This window comes from Neobacillus bataviensis, assembly GCF_019969725.1.
The window spans coordinates 31,581-45,862 of sequence record NZ_JAHXYW010000009.1 but is presented as its reverse complement, the minus strand read 5'-3'; the positions used below and the strand labels follow the sequence as shown (position 1 = coordinate 45,862).

Here is a 14,282-nt window from a genome sequence, read left to right as displayed (position 1 = left end):
CGAAAGGCTCAATTTCCTCTCATCGTTTATATAGATATAAAAGGAAAAAATGGACAGGCTTGTGGAGAAAATTTTTTAAATAGTAATAAGGGAGGATTCAAAATAATTGATTTATGAAACAAAAAAACAGCAGCATGAATCAATCATGCTGCAGTTTTTATTGACTGTTATTTTTTAAAAATAAAGATTTATGCTTCGTTAAGTTTGAAATGTTTGCACCATGTTTCGGCTAAATTGACAGCTGTATTTTTGTCACCCGATCCCCTTCCAGGCATCATCTTCTGAAAGGTAATAGGATCAAGCTTCTTAAGCTTTTGATAGTTTATTGTATACCATTTCGACTTATTTAGTTTTGATTCATTCCAATTGGCAGAAACGATGTACCCATGGTCTTCGAGTCCATGAATCAATCTTTTAATCGTGCTCTTTGACCATATACACAGCTCCTCATGCAGCTCATCATAGGTGATGTTTACCCATTTCTCTCCTTTTATCATTTTTGATTTGTTTTCTAGTAATTTATGCAGCTGATACAACATAAAGGCCTCCTTTAAACCAATGCCGTGGATCCACGCTTTAATGTCCTCTACCGAAATTTCATTCCCGTGTGATTCAGTCATTGTATACCTCTCCAATCCCTTGATTTACTATTTATTTCGGATGTTCAAAGCCCTCCTTTGAACACCTAACTCTTTCAACCTTTATATATTAATGAATGACTCAAAAGGACATGGGCTAAATTGAATGGGATTGATAAATTTAAGGAAAGGACTATATATCTCTTTTTGTAGTAATCTTTGTAGTAATCTATGGTATTGCTTTGGTCAATTTGACCGTATGTTATCTGGTCAGATTGACCGGTAAAGGGGGACAGGTTGGCTAAACCATCTGGTAAAATTGCCACTGAAATTGGATTATTCAATTCATAAAATCATCAAAGTCAAGTGGTCGATATATTCAAATTGTTAAAAAATGTTCACAAAAAAATAGGACATCCAAATTGGGAAGTCCTATTGAAATATTAGAAAGCCCTAGAACTTATATCTGTTCGGTAATGAGCACCTGTAAAAGATATCTTTTCTACAGACTGGTATGCCAATTTCCTCGCTTCTTTCAAAGTGTCACCAATAGCAGTGATCCCAAGAACACGTCCGCCATTGGTTAGGATCTCGCCTTGCTGTTCAGAGGTTCCAGCATGAAAAACTATTGCCGGATAAGAAACCTGATCCAATCCATTAATTACTTGGCCTTTTTTGTATGGGCCTGGATAGCCGGCAGAAGACATAATCACGCAAACTGCTGACTTGTTTTTCCATTTCACCTCTAGATTTTCCAATTCACCTGAGAGGCTTGCCAATAAGATATCAAGTAAATCCGTTTCTAAAAGTGGTAGAACTACTTGTGTTTCCGGATCACCAAAGCGTGCATTATATTCAATCACCTTTGGACCTTCCTTCGTCAGCATCAAACCCGTATAAAGAATCCCCTCAAAAGGACAGCCTTCTAAAGCCATCCCTCTTACTGTTGGTTGGACTATTTCTTGGACGATCCGCTCAACCATTAATGAATCAATATGAGGTAATGGAGCATAAGTTCCCATTCCACCAGTGTTAGGTCCCTTGTCACCATCATAAACAGGCTTATGATCTTGGGCCGGAATCATTGGCTTTACAGTGGTCCCATTTACAAATGCGAGCAAGGTCATTTCTTCGCCCTCCAGAAACTCCTCAACGACCACTCTTGCTCCAGCCGAACCAAATGTGACTTCTTTCATCATACTATTTAGGGCTTCCTCTGCTTCATCCAGTTTTTTTGCTACAATAACCCCTTTTCCTGCAGCTAAGCCATCTGCTTTTATGACGATTGGTGCTCCTTCACTGCGAACATAGGCTAAAGCTTCATCGTAGTTTGTAAAAGCAGCATATTTTGCTGTGGGAATATGATACTTCATCATTAATTCTTTTGCGAATGCCTTGCTTCCCTCAATCAGTGCTGCTTCTTTTGTAGGGCCAAAAATCGCTAATCCCTGTTGTTTAAAATAATTGACAATCCCCTTTGAAAGTGGCTCCTCTGGTCCCACAAAAGTAAAATCTATTTGTTCATTTTTTGCAAAATCAGCTAATTTTTCAATCTCAGAAACAGAAATAGATACGCATTTCGCTAATTCTGCGATTCCTGGATTACCAGGAGCACAATAAATTTGCTTAATCTTAGGACTTTTAGACAATTTCCAAACAATGGCATGCTCACGGCCGCCTCCCCCTACGACTAACACCTTCATTCCGCTAATCCCTCCTAGTGTTTAAAATGTCTTATGCCTGTAAACACCATAGTGATTCCATTCTTATTTGCTGCTTCCTTTTACTGCCTCACTATTCACAAGCATTTGGATCACTTCTGGTAATAATTGGTGCTCCTGCCCTTGAATCTTTTTTGCTAATGAATCTTTTGTCTCATCTGAATCGACAAAAACAACTCGCTGGGCGATAATGGGACCTGTATCCATTCCCTCATCCACATAATGGACCGTCACACCTGTCACCTTTACCCCATAATCGAGTGCTTGGCCTATGGCATCTTTTCCTGCGAAGGCTGGTAATAAGGACGGATGGACATTGATGATTTTTCTATCATAGGCTTGTAGTAAAACAGGACCCAGCAGTCTCATGTATCCAGCCAATACGATAAAATCGACATATCTTTGTCTTAATTTTTCTACAATCTCTTCTTCAAAGGCTTGTTTGTTTGGATAGTCCTTGGCCCTAAAAGTATGCACAGGAATCCGTTCATCCTTAGCTTTCTGAACAGCAAGGGCTTCAGGGCGGTCGCTAACTAGTAAAACCACTTCAACGTTCGTGATTTTTTTTGATTTGATGGATTCTAGAATTGCTGCAAAATTAGAACCCGTACCAGAAGCAAAAACGGCAATCTTCATACTTACTCCTTCTTGAATACGACGTCTTCGGTTCCTTTTTGCACTGTACCAATTACATACGCCTCTTCACCCAACGATTGCAGGTGCTCGATAATGGCCTGGGAGTCTGCAGAATCTACGACTAAAATCATGCCAATGCCCATATTAAAAGTCCGAAACATATCATAATCAGAAATTTTGCCTACATTTTGGATAAAGGAAAAAATTTTCGGGACCTTCCATGATTCACCATTAATTACAACTTGTAAGCCTTTTGGAAGAATCCGTGGAATGTTATCGTAAAAGCCTCCACCTGTTACATGTACCAGACCAGAGACATTATATTTCCGTATGGTTGAAAGGACGGATTTCACATAAATTTTGGTTGGTTCTAGTAACACGTTACCCAATTCAGATTCTAATTCATGCACATAGTCACCTAATTCGAGCTGAGCATCCTCCAATAGAACCTTTCTGACAAGCGAAAACCCATTGCTATGTACACCACTTGAAGCTAAACCAATTAGGACCTGGCCTTCTTTTACTTTGGTTCCATCAATAACATGTTTTTGATCCACCACACCTACTGTGAATCCAGCAATGTCATATTCCTCGTCCTGGTACATTCCCGGCATCTCGGCGGTCTCGCCGCCAATTAATGCACACCCGGCCAGCACACAGCCATCTGCGATCCCTTTCACGATGGCTTCAATTTTTTCGGGAATGATCTTACCGCAGGCTAAATAGTCTAGAAAAAAAAGGGGTTCGGCCCCTTGGACGATGACATCATTTACACACATGGCAACAGCATCGATTCCAATGGTGTCGTGCTTGTCCATGGCAAAGGCAATTTTCAATTTGGTCCCTACTCCATCCGTACCGGAAACAAAAACGGGCTCTTCCATCGCCGTTAGGTCTGGCTTAAAGAGAGCTCCAAAACCCCCTAATCCGGTTAACACTTCTGGACGAAAGGTCTTTTTTACATGTTTTTTCATTCGTTCAACTGCTTCATTCCCCGCATCAATATCGACTCCAGCTTGACGGTACGCATCACTCATTTGCTTCTCTCCTTTACGGTAAACTTGCAGAGATTTCCTGCATGTTGAACTTTTTTAATAATCCTGAACGCATAATGTCTGGAATTGCATTCCGCCAGGCTGCTTCCAATGCAGCAATCGGCTCCGAGATGACCATTCTTCCATTATGTGTAATTGACAGTTCCTTACCTTTCACTTTACCGATTTCTTTTATTGGTATCTCTACTTGTTTGGCCATTTCCTTTATCCTTTCCGCCTGTTCTGCTGACAAGGAAAGAATAATTCTTGATTGAGATTCACTAAAAAGGCTAAAATCTGCTCGAAGTTCGTCAGTTAATTGAATTTCTGATCCCATCTTCCCACCAATACAACACTCCGCTATCGCAACTGCTAAACCGCCTTCTGCCGTATCATGAGCTGATTGGACTAATCCTTCTTGAATCACCTTGAGGGTAAAAGCTTGGATATTCTTTTCCAACTCAAGGTTTATTTTCGGTGGACGCCCTTCGATTTTTCCTGTTATTATTTTTTGGTATTCCGAGCCGCCAATTTCTCCTTTGGTTTCCCCAATTAAAAAGATTACGTCTCCCTCTTTTTTAAATTCCTGAGTCGTAATATGATTGATATCTTTAATTAACCCGACCATGCCAATCGTTGGAGTTGGAAAAATAGCTTCTCCTTTTGTCTCGTTATAAAGACTGACGTTTCCGCCAATGACCGGTGTATTTAACTGACGGCACGCTTCACTAATTCCATCTGCAGCCTTTTCAAACTGCCAGAAGATTTCTGGTTTTTCTGGATTCCCAAAATTTAAGTTATCGGTTATGGCTAAAGGCTCTGCACCGGAACATACGACATTACGAGCTGCTTCGGCTACAGCAATGGCTCCACCAACGAATGGATCAAGGTAAACATACCTTCCGTTGCAATCCGTTGTCATCGCCAATGCTTTTCGTGTTCCACGGATTGCCACAACAGCTGCATCCGATCCTGGTATGACCGCTGTATTTGTTCTAACCATAAAGTCATATTGTTGATATACCCACTCCTTACTAGCAATCGTAGGCGAAGCTAACAGCTGCTTTAAGACGGAATTATAGTCGTTAGGTTCTTCAATGACTGCAGCTGGATCTACAGAGGAGTATTGTTCATAATAAGGAGCTTCTTTAGATGGCTTACAATATACCGGAGCATCATCCGCCAGCTTGTCTGCTGGAATTTCCGCAACGACCTCCCCTTTATGAATTAATCGAAGTAGGTTATCATCTGTTACTCGGCCAATAACAGAAGAATGCAGTCCCCATTTGTCAAAAATCTTTTTTACTTCCTCTTCTTTTCCTTTTTTCGCGACAACCAGCATTCTTTCTTGGGACTCTGAGAGCATCATTTCATAAGCACTCATTCCTTTTTCACGTTGTGGAACAAGGTCAAGGTTCAATTCAATGCCATTTCCCGCTTTACTGGCCATTTCAGAGCTTGAGCTGGTTAATCCTGCCGCCCCCATATCCTGAATCCCCACCACATGACCAGAGGCAATAAGTTCAAGTGTGGCCTCCAATAACAATTTTTCCATAAAAGGGTCTCCCACCTGAACGGCTGGTCGTTTCGCTTCGGAATTTTCACTCAACTCTTCTGAGGCGAATGTAGCTCCATGTATCCCATCTCTTCCGGTTGCTGCACCAACATAAATAACAGGATTGCCAATCCCTTTGGCTACCCCTTTCTGAATTTGATCATGGTTGATTAAGCCAACACACATGGCATTGACCAAGGGATTTCCTTCATAAGAAGAATCAAAGTAGATCTCTCCGGCAACCGTAGGAATGCCCATACAGTTACCGTAGCCAGCAATACCCGCGACCACATTTTCAAAAATGTATTTGGTTTTTGGATTGTCCAGTTCGCCAAAACGGAGCGAGTTCAATAAAGCAATCGGGCGGGCACCCATTGAAAAAACATCTCGAATGATACCGCCAACCCCCGTAGCAGCACCTTGATAGGGCTCAATGGCCGATGGATGATTGTGGCTTTCAATTTTAAACACGACTGCTTGATTATCTCCAATATCAACAATCCCGGCTCCTTCACCCGGACCTTGCAGTACGTGAGGACCAGAGGTGGGAAACCGTTTAAGGACTACCTTCGAATTTTTATAGCTGCAGTGCTCGGACCACATCACACTAAATATGCCCGTTTCTGTATAATTTGGTCTCCTCCCGAGAATATCGATTACTTTATCAAATTCTTCATCAGTCAATCCCATTTCCCGATAGATTTTTTGCTCAATGATTTGCTCAGGAGTTGGCTCATTATTCTGTACCATTTTGTTGCCTCCAGTAACTTAAAATAGAAGAGAACATCCGCCTTCCATCATCCGACCCAAGCCATTTATGAACGGCGCGTTCTGGGTGGGGCATTAAACCTAAAACATTTCCTCTTTCATTGATCACCCCGGCAATTTCAGAAATGGAACCATTTGGATTGTTTCCTTTATACCTGAAGACGATTTGATTATTCTGTTCTAAATGCTTCAGTGTCTCTTCGTCGCAATAATAATTTCCATCCCCATGGGCAATGGGAATACGAATGGTTTCGCTTTCTTGATATTCTAATGTGAACGGAGTTTTGTTGTTTTCCACATGTAAATCAATGGTGTCACAATAAAACTTTAAACGTTGATTCCTTTTTAACGCACCTGGCAATAACCCAGCCTCCGTTAGAATCTGAAAACCATTGCAGACCCCAAGAACCAATTTGCCTTTTTCCGCCGCTATTTTTACTTGATCCATTACGGGGGATAAGCTCGCCACTGCCCCTGGACGCAAATAATCTCCATAAGAAAACCCTCCTGGAATCAGGATTGCATCATATTTTGCCAGGTCCGTTTCCCTATGCCATACATACTCTACAGGCTGTTCAATCGTATCTGAAACAGCTTTATACATATCTATATCGCAGTTTGACCCTGGAAAAACCAGTACAGCAAAGTTCAACTTCTTCCCCTCCTATCCTTCTACCTTTTTAACTTCAAATCTATAGTATTCGATGACAGTGTTCGCTAACAATTTTTCACACATATCCCTTACTCGCTCTTCTGCCGTCTTTTGATCCTCACTATTCATTTCAAGCTCCATGTATTTCCCAATTCGAACATCTCCGACCTCGTCATAGCCAAGAGAATGCAGCGACTCGTGAACAGCATTTCCTTGTGGATCTAAAACACTCTCCCTTAATGTTACATATACCGTAGCTTTAAACATTGACACTACCCCCAATTCTACTTAGTATTTCTTGATAAGCCTCCTCGACGTTCCCTAAATCCCGTCTAAACCGATCTTTATCTAACTTTTGCTTTGTTTCGGAATCCCAGAATCGACAGGTATCCGGAGAGATTTCATCCGCCAAAATCACATCGCCAGCAGGCGTTTTCCCAAACTCTAATTTAAAATCAACTAAAATAATACCTTTGTTTAAAACAAATTCTTTTAATATCTCATTGATTTTTAGGGCTTGTTCTCGAAGTTCAACCAATTCCGTCTCATTGGCTAGTCCAAGAATGCCTATATGATCATTGTTAATGAAAGGGTCTCCCAGCTCATCATCTTTGTAGTAGAATTCCACTATTGGCTGCGGCAATTCCTTTCCTTCCTCCCATCCCAGCCTTTTGGCAAGTGATCCTGCGGCTATATTTCGAACCACAACCTCAATAGGGATAATCTTTACTTGCTGTACGATTTGTTCCGTAGCTGAGATTTTTTTAATAAAATGATTGTGCACTCCTTTTTCCTTCAATAAACTAAGAAAAATGGTACTAATCTCGTTATTTAGCCGTCCTTTTCCAGCAATTTGAGCTTTTTTCTCCCCATTAAAGGCGGTGGCATCATCTTTATATTCAATCCAATACTTTCCTGGCTCAGATGTTTTGAACACTTTCTTCGCTTTACCCTCATAAAGCTGTTCTAATTTTTCCATTCATTTTTACTCCTTCACTCTTTACGGTATTATCAGGACTCAAAAGCCCTAATAAAACACTCTTTTCATCCTTTATGTCCAAATTTGAAGTTCATTTATTTGCTGGTTCAATTGCTCGAAAGTTGGACCCAAAAAATTGATATGGCCCATTTTTCTATTTTTTGAGCTTTCCTTTTTTCCGTATAAATGTAATTTGGCTGTTGGAGGAAGCTGATCCATTTTATCTAACACTTTACTTAAATGCTGGCCTAAAATATTCACCATTATAATCGGACTCAAAAGGGTAGTATCTCCTAAAGGCAGTCCACATATTGCCCGAATATGCTGTTCAAATTGTGATGTAATACAAGCATCCATTGAATAATGACCGGAATTATGGGGTCTAGGTGCAAGCTCATTTACGATAATTTCACCTTCATTTGTAAGGAACATTTCAATGGCAATTAATCCCACAACTTGGAAGGATTCTGCGATTCTCAATGCGACTCTTTCTGCCGTCTTTCGTTGTTCATCTGTGATTCTTGCTGGCACAATTGACTGATGAAGGATATTATTTGTATGTACATTTTCAGCTACTGGAAAGGTTTTCATTTGACCATGTGCATTTCGGGCAACAATCACCGATAATTCTTTGCTAAACGGAATAAATTGTTCAATGATCATGTCTACACCAGCTTTATTCCAAGCCTCAATGGCAATGGAAATCTGATCCTGGTTTCTTATCACCCATTGCCCTTTCCCATCGTATCCTCCAGTTGCTGTTTTCATTACATAAGGAAGTCCAAGACAATCTATTGCCGTGGTAATGTCATTTTCAGTTTCTATAACCATGAAAGGGGTAACAGGCACATCGCAGGAATGTAAGGTGGTTTTTTCACGAATTCGATTTTGAGTTATCTTAAGAAGCGTGCTGCCTTGTGGGACAAACGATGTTGTTTCTAAGATGGAGGCTACATTAGAGTCAACATTCTCAAATTCGTAAGTAATAACATCTGAGGAATCCGCTAATTCTTTGGCAGCCTTTAACTCTGAAAACGGAGCCGTGATTTGAAAATCAGCCACCTGTCCACAAGGTGAATCGGGTGTCGGATCCAAAGTAATGAAGCGGTATCCCATATTTCTCCCAGCAAGTGAAATCATTCTGCCCAGCTGTCCTCCCCCTAAAATACCTATTGTTGAGCCGGGTTTAATTACTTCCACAGTGTTATCCTCCTTTTTACATCCGTAGTTTCTCCAACGTTTTAATCATTTTATGTTCTCCTGTTTTCCACTCTAATTAACCAAAAAATTTTCCTTTTAGCATTACAGTAAATTAGTAGGATAGAAATTTAATACTCGACAAAAATAAGGAAATGATGTTCAATGGGGAGGTTTATACAAATGGATATAGAAATGCGGGAGAAATGCGGAGTATTTGGGGTGTTTAATCACCCGAAAGCGGCGGATTTAACTTATTACGGACTTCATGCCCTTCAGCATCGCGGACAGGAGAGTGCCGGCATCGTCACAAGTGATGGGGAAACATTTAGGCATCACAGGGGAATGGGTTTGGTAACCCAAGTATTTTCCCGACAAATCCTTGATGGGCTTAGTGGAAATATGGCCATTGGGCATGTAAGGTATTCCACTTCTGGTGCAAGTTTACTGCAAAACGCTCAGCCCCTTGTCTTTAAATATAGTGAGGGCGATTTGGCCGTTGCCCATAACGGGAACCTTGTGAATGCTAATATCGAACGGAAAGTTCTCCAACAACAAGGAGCCATCTTTCAGACAACAACTGATACAGAAATGATTGCTCACTTAATAGCACGATCCAGTAAAAAATATTTTAATGAAGCTGGGCCTGATGTTCTTAAGCGGCTCGACGGTTCATTCGCTTTGCTTATCATGACAGATAAACAAATGCTAATTGCCTTAGATCGTCATGGGTTACGGCCCCTTAGCCTTGGAAAAATTGGTGAATCCATCATCGCGGCTTCTGAAACGTGTGCTTTAAATGCAGTGGATGCTAAGTTTTGGAGAGATGTTGAACCAGGAGAGTGGATTCTTGTAGACGAAAAGGGAATAAAAACCGGAAGATTTGCTGAAAAAGGAGAGATTTCCCTTTGTTCCTTTGAATTTGTTTATTTTGCCCGTCCTGATAGTGTGATTCATGGAAGAAGTGTTTTAGCCATCAGGAAAGAATTAGGTCAAATTTTAGCTAAAGAACACCCAACACAAGCTGATGTTGTGGTTGCTGTTCCAGAATCGAGTGTTCCTGCGGCTATGGGCTATGCACAGCAATCAGGAATTCCCTATGAAATGGGAATCATCAAAAACCCTTATGCGGGCCGCTCCTTCATAGAACCAACTCAAGAATTACGTGATTTAGCCGTCCGTCTTAAATTAAGTGCCGTTCATGAAATACTTAAGGATAAAAGAGTCGTACTTGTTGACGATTCTATTGTTCGTGGAACCACAAGCCAACGAATTGTTCAATTGATCCGCCAGGCAGGTGCAAAGGAAGTGCATGTAAGAATCACTTCACCAATGGTGAAAAACCCTTGTTTTTATGGCGTCGATATGCCAACCAAAGAGGAACTTTTTGCAAACAAACACGAACATGAACAAGCAATGGGACAAGTTATCGGAGCAGATTCATTGGCCTTTTTAAGCACAGAGGGGTTATTAGAGGCAGTTGATGTAAATCTTGCAGATTCAAGCAGTCGTTGTATAGCCTGTTTTAACGGGGCTTACCCAACGAAAATGTATTTGAAATGAACAACTTCGGTAATTTTTAATTAACATTTTAAGGAAACATCGTATTAATGGATTAACGATTCGTACCAATACACTCAATCGTAAATAATAAACACTAATGGTTGAATTCTAATATTAAATTACAGGAAAGGAGAAGTTATGAAGAAAAAGAACGATAAGGCTCCAAATGTTTCAGGAAGTTTTCAAATTGTAAATGACCATCAAAAAGAAGATGTTAAAAGTTTAAAAAGTCAACATGACTTAGATGAAGAATCTTTATATTATGCAAGGTTGTTCATGGAAGAATAAAGAGTTCTTTTAAAAACAGCAGGGCTCAATTATGATGGAAAAATCAAAGAGTAAATATCTTTCATTTTTCAGGTATTTGGAGACTTTCCTTGCTGTTTTTTATTTCATAACTTAATACTAAATCTTTCCAGCCATTCAGTAATGCTGCTGCGGCAACTAGAAAGGTTAATTCCATTTGTCTTCACAATTTCTAAATTCCTGCTTTTCCAATTCCACGACTAACTCGGTTATATCCCTATCCCCTTCAACAATAACATTCTCTAGATTTGCATGGAAAGACAATCCTTAATGATCCGTTTCCACTAGTGATAAGCCACCTTTTTAGGATTCCATCCTTTGAATTGTAATGAACCATGTGGTGATGGTTTACTTTCTGCTTTGTAATGAAGTTCAATCGTAATGTTCATCTACATCATCGCAATTTTACGGTTTGTTTGAGATCATTTTTATTTATTAAGTTATATTAAAATTGTTCAACTTAATTTACTTAAAATCAGCACTTGTCCATTCCATATTATTTATATGACATATATTATTATTACCGCCAAGCCAAAAACATAGATAGTTACCTCCGAAGAGACGTTTGCATGTATTGCAAACGTTTCTTCTTTTCATTAAAAATAACGCTGATTTTGTCTTGTTACCATGATGATTGTCCAATCGATTTTCCTCTTAAGAAATATATTATAGAGAGAGTTTCTCTTCGTATAAACCAATAGGTGGTGATATATGTGTTTGGATACGGCTTCGGATGCGGCGGTTATGGCTACGGTGGCTTTTATGGCGGCGGTACTTTTGTTTTAATTGTTGTATTGTTCATTCTTCTTATCATTGTGGGCGCGTCTTTCATCTAATAAATGGGACATGGTAAGATGCATTGAATAGGAAAAAGGCTCCAGTTAAGGAGTCTTTTTTTGTTTCCAAAAATTATTTATCCTACTGAGAAGTAAATTGATTCTATTTCATCTGATATCTGCATGGAAAACGCCCCCTATGAATAGCACTAACGCCTTGGTAATCTGGTTGATTCTGCAACAGAGATATTACAGTCGGACTTCGACCGCTTTATAGCTGAATTAAAGACTGCTGGTGTCGAATTTAAGATTGAAGAAAACTAGCAATATTACCATGGAGGCTTCATCGTATTATAATTTTACCTTAAAAAAAAATTGAATTAATCAATCCTAAAAGTAAAAACTATTTATTAAAGGAGGTTTATTAATGAAATACAAAGTAGAGAAAACTATCGAAATTTCATCCTGGATAATTGTGTCATTATTATTAATAAAATTTACACCAAAAAATAAAATTCGTGAAACACTAGTTGTATTTTTATTTAAACAAGCACTAACATGGATTTTTGGATTACTAGTGGTAGAAAAAAACTTAATTTCCTATCCATCTCGCTTATTTTTCAAAAAAGCATATAAACCTACTTTTTCATTTGAATACTTTATATATCCTGGACTGTGCGCTTTATTTAGTTTGTCCTATCCCAAAAATAAATCTAACCTTTTAAAAATCCTGCATTGCTTTATTAGTACTTCTGTAATAGTCATCTTCGAAATAATTGCAGTGAAATATACAAAATTAATTAAATATAAAAAATGGACTTGGTATTGGAGTTTTATAACAATTTGGATAACTGATTACTTAACACAAGCTTTTCACAACTGGTTTTTTAAAACTAAATTACATGAATAAAAAGGGGCAGTTAAACTGCCCCTTTTATTAATTTAAATGCACGATATCAGTCAAGTGCTTTAAAAGAAATGATTTTATTGACAAAATAGTCAGCACTTCAGTCTGAAATGTGGATATAAATCATCCATTTCCTCCTTAAAAAAATTTTTTTTATTGGGGAAAATTTAGAATTACAAAAGCACTTAGGGATGCCTATTCTTCATTTATATCTAATCCAGATAAATTTAAAGAAAGTTCATCTAATACTAAAAATACACAACCAAAAACGGTTCTGTAATCGATATATTCCCCTTTAACTTCAACATTTATCTCAATAATATTCCTTTTATTATGTATGTATTTTTCTTCAAATTGATTAAAATGAATACTTGTAACAGATACACTAATTTCCTCTAAGGATTTTTTTAGCTCTCTTTCAAATATTGAATTATTAAAGTTTTCCCTGAAGAAAATACGAATAGTAAATTTCATTTCAAATCCTCCTTCTACATGATTTGTCAAATCTTCCTTACTTTAACCTTTTTTCGAATAACTTGTGTATCTTTTATCCCCATATTTGTAGAAGCTAAGAACTGTTGTTGAGAGAATTTCCTCGTGAACATAAAACTGACATGTAAATATTAAAGGAGGATTCATTTGTGGCCACACTTAACGAAATCCAAAATGATTTAATTGATTTACGACCTAATAACACTATTATCAATCTTCAAGTAGGTACCGTTATTGTCTCAACAGATGGTAATCTGTTTGATTCTGCAACGGAGATATCACAGTCGGACTTCGAACACTTTATAGCCGCATTAAAGACTGCTGGTGTCGAATTTAAGATTGAAGAAATCTAGCATTATGACTATGGAGGCTAAAAAAGAATGAAAAAATTCTTACTGGCATATCTGTTAATCCCTTTGCTATTAATTGGATGCAGCAGTGAAAAACCCTCATTAGGTTTTACATATGATGAGTATAAAGCTCGGATCAATGATGCTTTAAAGCAAATGGGAAATAAGACTACATTAAAAATTATCAACGAAGATGTAACGGATGATGGAAAAAAGGTTATTGCCTTATCGAATAACATTATGATTTTTCTTGTATTGAATGAAGACAAAATTGTTACACAAGCAAATTTGGCTGCGAACGATACGGCTTATCTCACAGAGATGGATAATTTCAAATTTGCTTTTCTTTTATTAATCGGTACGGTAGATGATTCCTTAAGTTTTGGAGAAAGAAATAAGGTGCTGTAGCAACTAGGTATTTCTGATGAAAAAGTATTTGCAAAAGACTACACTAAGTCTGTTATTGTCAAGGATATTCATTACACGTATAAAGGCGGCTTTAAAGCGGGCAGCTATGTATTGCAAGCTGAGCCTAAGTAAGAAAGGTTGGAAAAGTGAAAAGTATAGTAGGACCAATACATAAAAAAGTAACAGCCATGGAATATTGGCTGTTACTTCTTTCATTTCTTTTTCTTACCGGATTGACCATTCACTGAATCCCCTGGCCCAAAATTAGCTTTCTTATCAGATGCTCCATATACTGCATTATCTTGGGTTACTTTGGCACCTTCTAAAAAATTATCCTTTGTTTTCATTCCATCATCTCCT

17 protein-coding genes are annotated in these 14,282 nt (G+C 38.5%); 6 read left to right on the top strand and 11 right to left on the bottom strand.

From position 1 onward, the window contains the following. Positions 1-188: 188 nt before the first annotated feature. The 9 genes from LC455_RS20755 to purK form a co-directional block, all read right to left on the bottom strand. Positions 189-620, bottom strand: coding sequence for a hypothetical protein (locus LC455_RS20755; protein ID WP_223593604.1), 432 nt, complete (start codon positions 618-620; stop codon positions 189-191). Between the two features lie 401 nt (positions 621-1,021). Beyond that, entirely contained in the window at positions 1,022-2,281 is a 1,260-nt protein-coding gene (gene purD / locus LC455_RS20750) for a phosphoribosylamine--glycine ligase (protein WP_223593602.1), read from the bottom strand. 63 nt (positions 2,282-2,344) lie between these two features. After that, positions 2,345-2,935, bottom strand: coding sequence for a phosphoribosylglycinamide formyltransferase (gene purN, locus LC455_RS20745; protein ID WP_223593601.1), 591 nt, complete (start codon positions 2,933-2,935; stop codon positions 2,345-2,347). Between the two features lie 2 nt (positions 2,936-2,937). Next, a complete protein-coding gene (purM, locus tag LC455_RS20740) occupies positions 2,938-3,972 on the bottom strand; it encodes a phosphoribosylformylglycinamidine cyclo-ligase (RefSeq protein ID WP_223593600.1) in 1,035 nt (344 codons plus the stop codon). Positions 3,973-3,985: 13 nt separating this feature from the next. Next, entirely contained in the window at positions 3,986-6,274 is a 2,289-nt protein-coding gene (gene purL / locus LC455_RS20735; RefSeq protein WP_223593599.1) for a phosphoribosylformylglycinamidine synthase subunit PurL, read from the bottom strand. Further along, positions 6,261-6,944, bottom strand: coding sequence for a phosphoribosylformylglycinamidine synthase subunit PurQ (gene purQ, locus LC455_RS20730; RefSeq protein WP_223593598.1), 684 nt, complete (start codon positions 6,942-6,944; stop codon positions 6,261-6,263). Before purQ ends, purL begins: the two co-directional genes overlap by 14 nt. Positions 6,945-6,956: 12 nt before the next feature. Continuing rightward, entirely contained in the window at positions 6,957-7,211 is a 255-nt protein-coding gene (gene purS, locus LC455_RS20725; protein WP_223593597.1) for a phosphoribosylformylglycinamidine synthase subunit PurS, read from the bottom strand. Next, the gene (gene purC / locus LC455_RS20720; protein WP_223593596.1) at positions 7,204-7,923 is read right to left on the bottom strand and encodes a phosphoribosylaminoimidazolesuccinocarboxamide synthase; all 720 of its coding nucleotides are present in this window, start codon (positions 7,921-7,923) and stop codon (positions 7,204-7,206) included. The genes purS and purC overlap by 8 nt, the downstream gene beginning before the upstream one ends. 72 nt (positions 7,924-7,995) lie before the next feature. Beyond that, positions 7,996-9,123, bottom strand: a complete 1,128-nt coding sequence (gene purK, locus LC455_RS20715; protein WP_223593595.1) for a 5-(carboxyamino)imidazole ribonucleotide synthase — start codon at positions 9,121-9,123, stop codon at positions 7,996-7,998. Positions 9,124-9,303: 180 nt separating this feature from the next. On the opposite strand from purK, the gene purF reads away from it, so the two are divergent. The 4 genes from purF (at position 9,304) to LC455_RS20695 (ending at position 12,675) form a co-directional block, all read left to right on the top strand. Beyond that, on the top strand, positions 9,304-10,683 hold the full coding sequence (purF, locus tag LC455_RS20710) for an amidophosphoribosyltransferase (RefSeq protein ID WP_223593594.1): 1,380 nt from the start codon (positions 9,304-9,306) through the stop codon (positions 10,681-10,683). A gap of 138 nt (positions 10,684-10,821) precedes the next feature. After that, the gene (locus LC455_RS20705) at positions 10,822-10,971 is read left to right on the top strand and encodes a hypothetical protein (RefSeq protein ID WP_223593592.1); all 150 of its coding nucleotides are present in this window, start codon (positions 10,822-10,824) and stop codon (positions 10,969-10,971) included. A gap of 725 nt (positions 10,972-11,696) precedes the next feature. Further along, entirely contained in the window at positions 11,697-11,825 is a 129-nt protein-coding gene (locus LC455_RS20700; RefSeq protein WP_317851464.1) for a YjcZ family sporulation protein, read from the top strand. 367 nt (positions 11,826-12,192) lie between these two features. Continuing rightward, on the top strand, positions 12,193-12,675 hold the full coding sequence (locus tag LC455_RS20695) for a CBO0543 family protein (protein WP_223593589.1): 483 nt from the start codon (positions 12,193-12,195) through the stop codon (positions 12,673-12,675). A 192-nt stretch (positions 12,676-12,867) separates the two neighbouring features. Here the strand turns inward: LC455_RS20695 and LC455_RS20690 are convergent, their stop codons facing one another. Then, positions 12,868-13,146: a hypothetical protein gene (locus LC455_RS20690; RefSeq protein ID WP_223593587.1), complete on the bottom strand. Its 279-nt coding sequence runs from the start codon at positions 13,144-13,146 to the stop codon at positions 12,868-12,870. Positions 13,147-13,313: 167 nt separating this feature from the next. Here LC455_RS20690 and LC455_RS20685 point away from each other — a divergent pair, with 167 nt between their 5' ends. After that, complete coding sequence (locus LC455_RS20685; RefSeq protein WP_223593585.1) at positions 13,314-13,517, top strand: hypothetical protein; 204 nt, start codon at positions 13,314-13,316, stop codon at positions 13,515-13,517. Positions 13,518-13,544: 27 nt separating this feature from the next. Then, positions 13,545-13,922 (top strand): hypothetical protein, encoded by a 378-nt coding sequence (locus LC455_RS20680; RefSeq protein ID WP_223593584.1) that lies wholly within the window; start codon positions 13,545-13,547, stop codon positions 13,920-13,922. Between the two features lie 212 nt (positions 13,923-14,134). Here LC455_RS20680 and LC455_RS31500 read toward each other — a convergent pair whose 3' ends face one another. Next, positions 14,135-14,269: a hypothetical protein gene (locus tag LC455_RS31500; RefSeq protein WP_263297860.1), complete on the bottom strand. Its 135-nt coding sequence runs from the start codon at positions 14,267-14,269 to the stop codon at positions 14,135-14,137. Between the last annotated feature and the right edge of the window lie 13 nt (positions 14,270-14,282).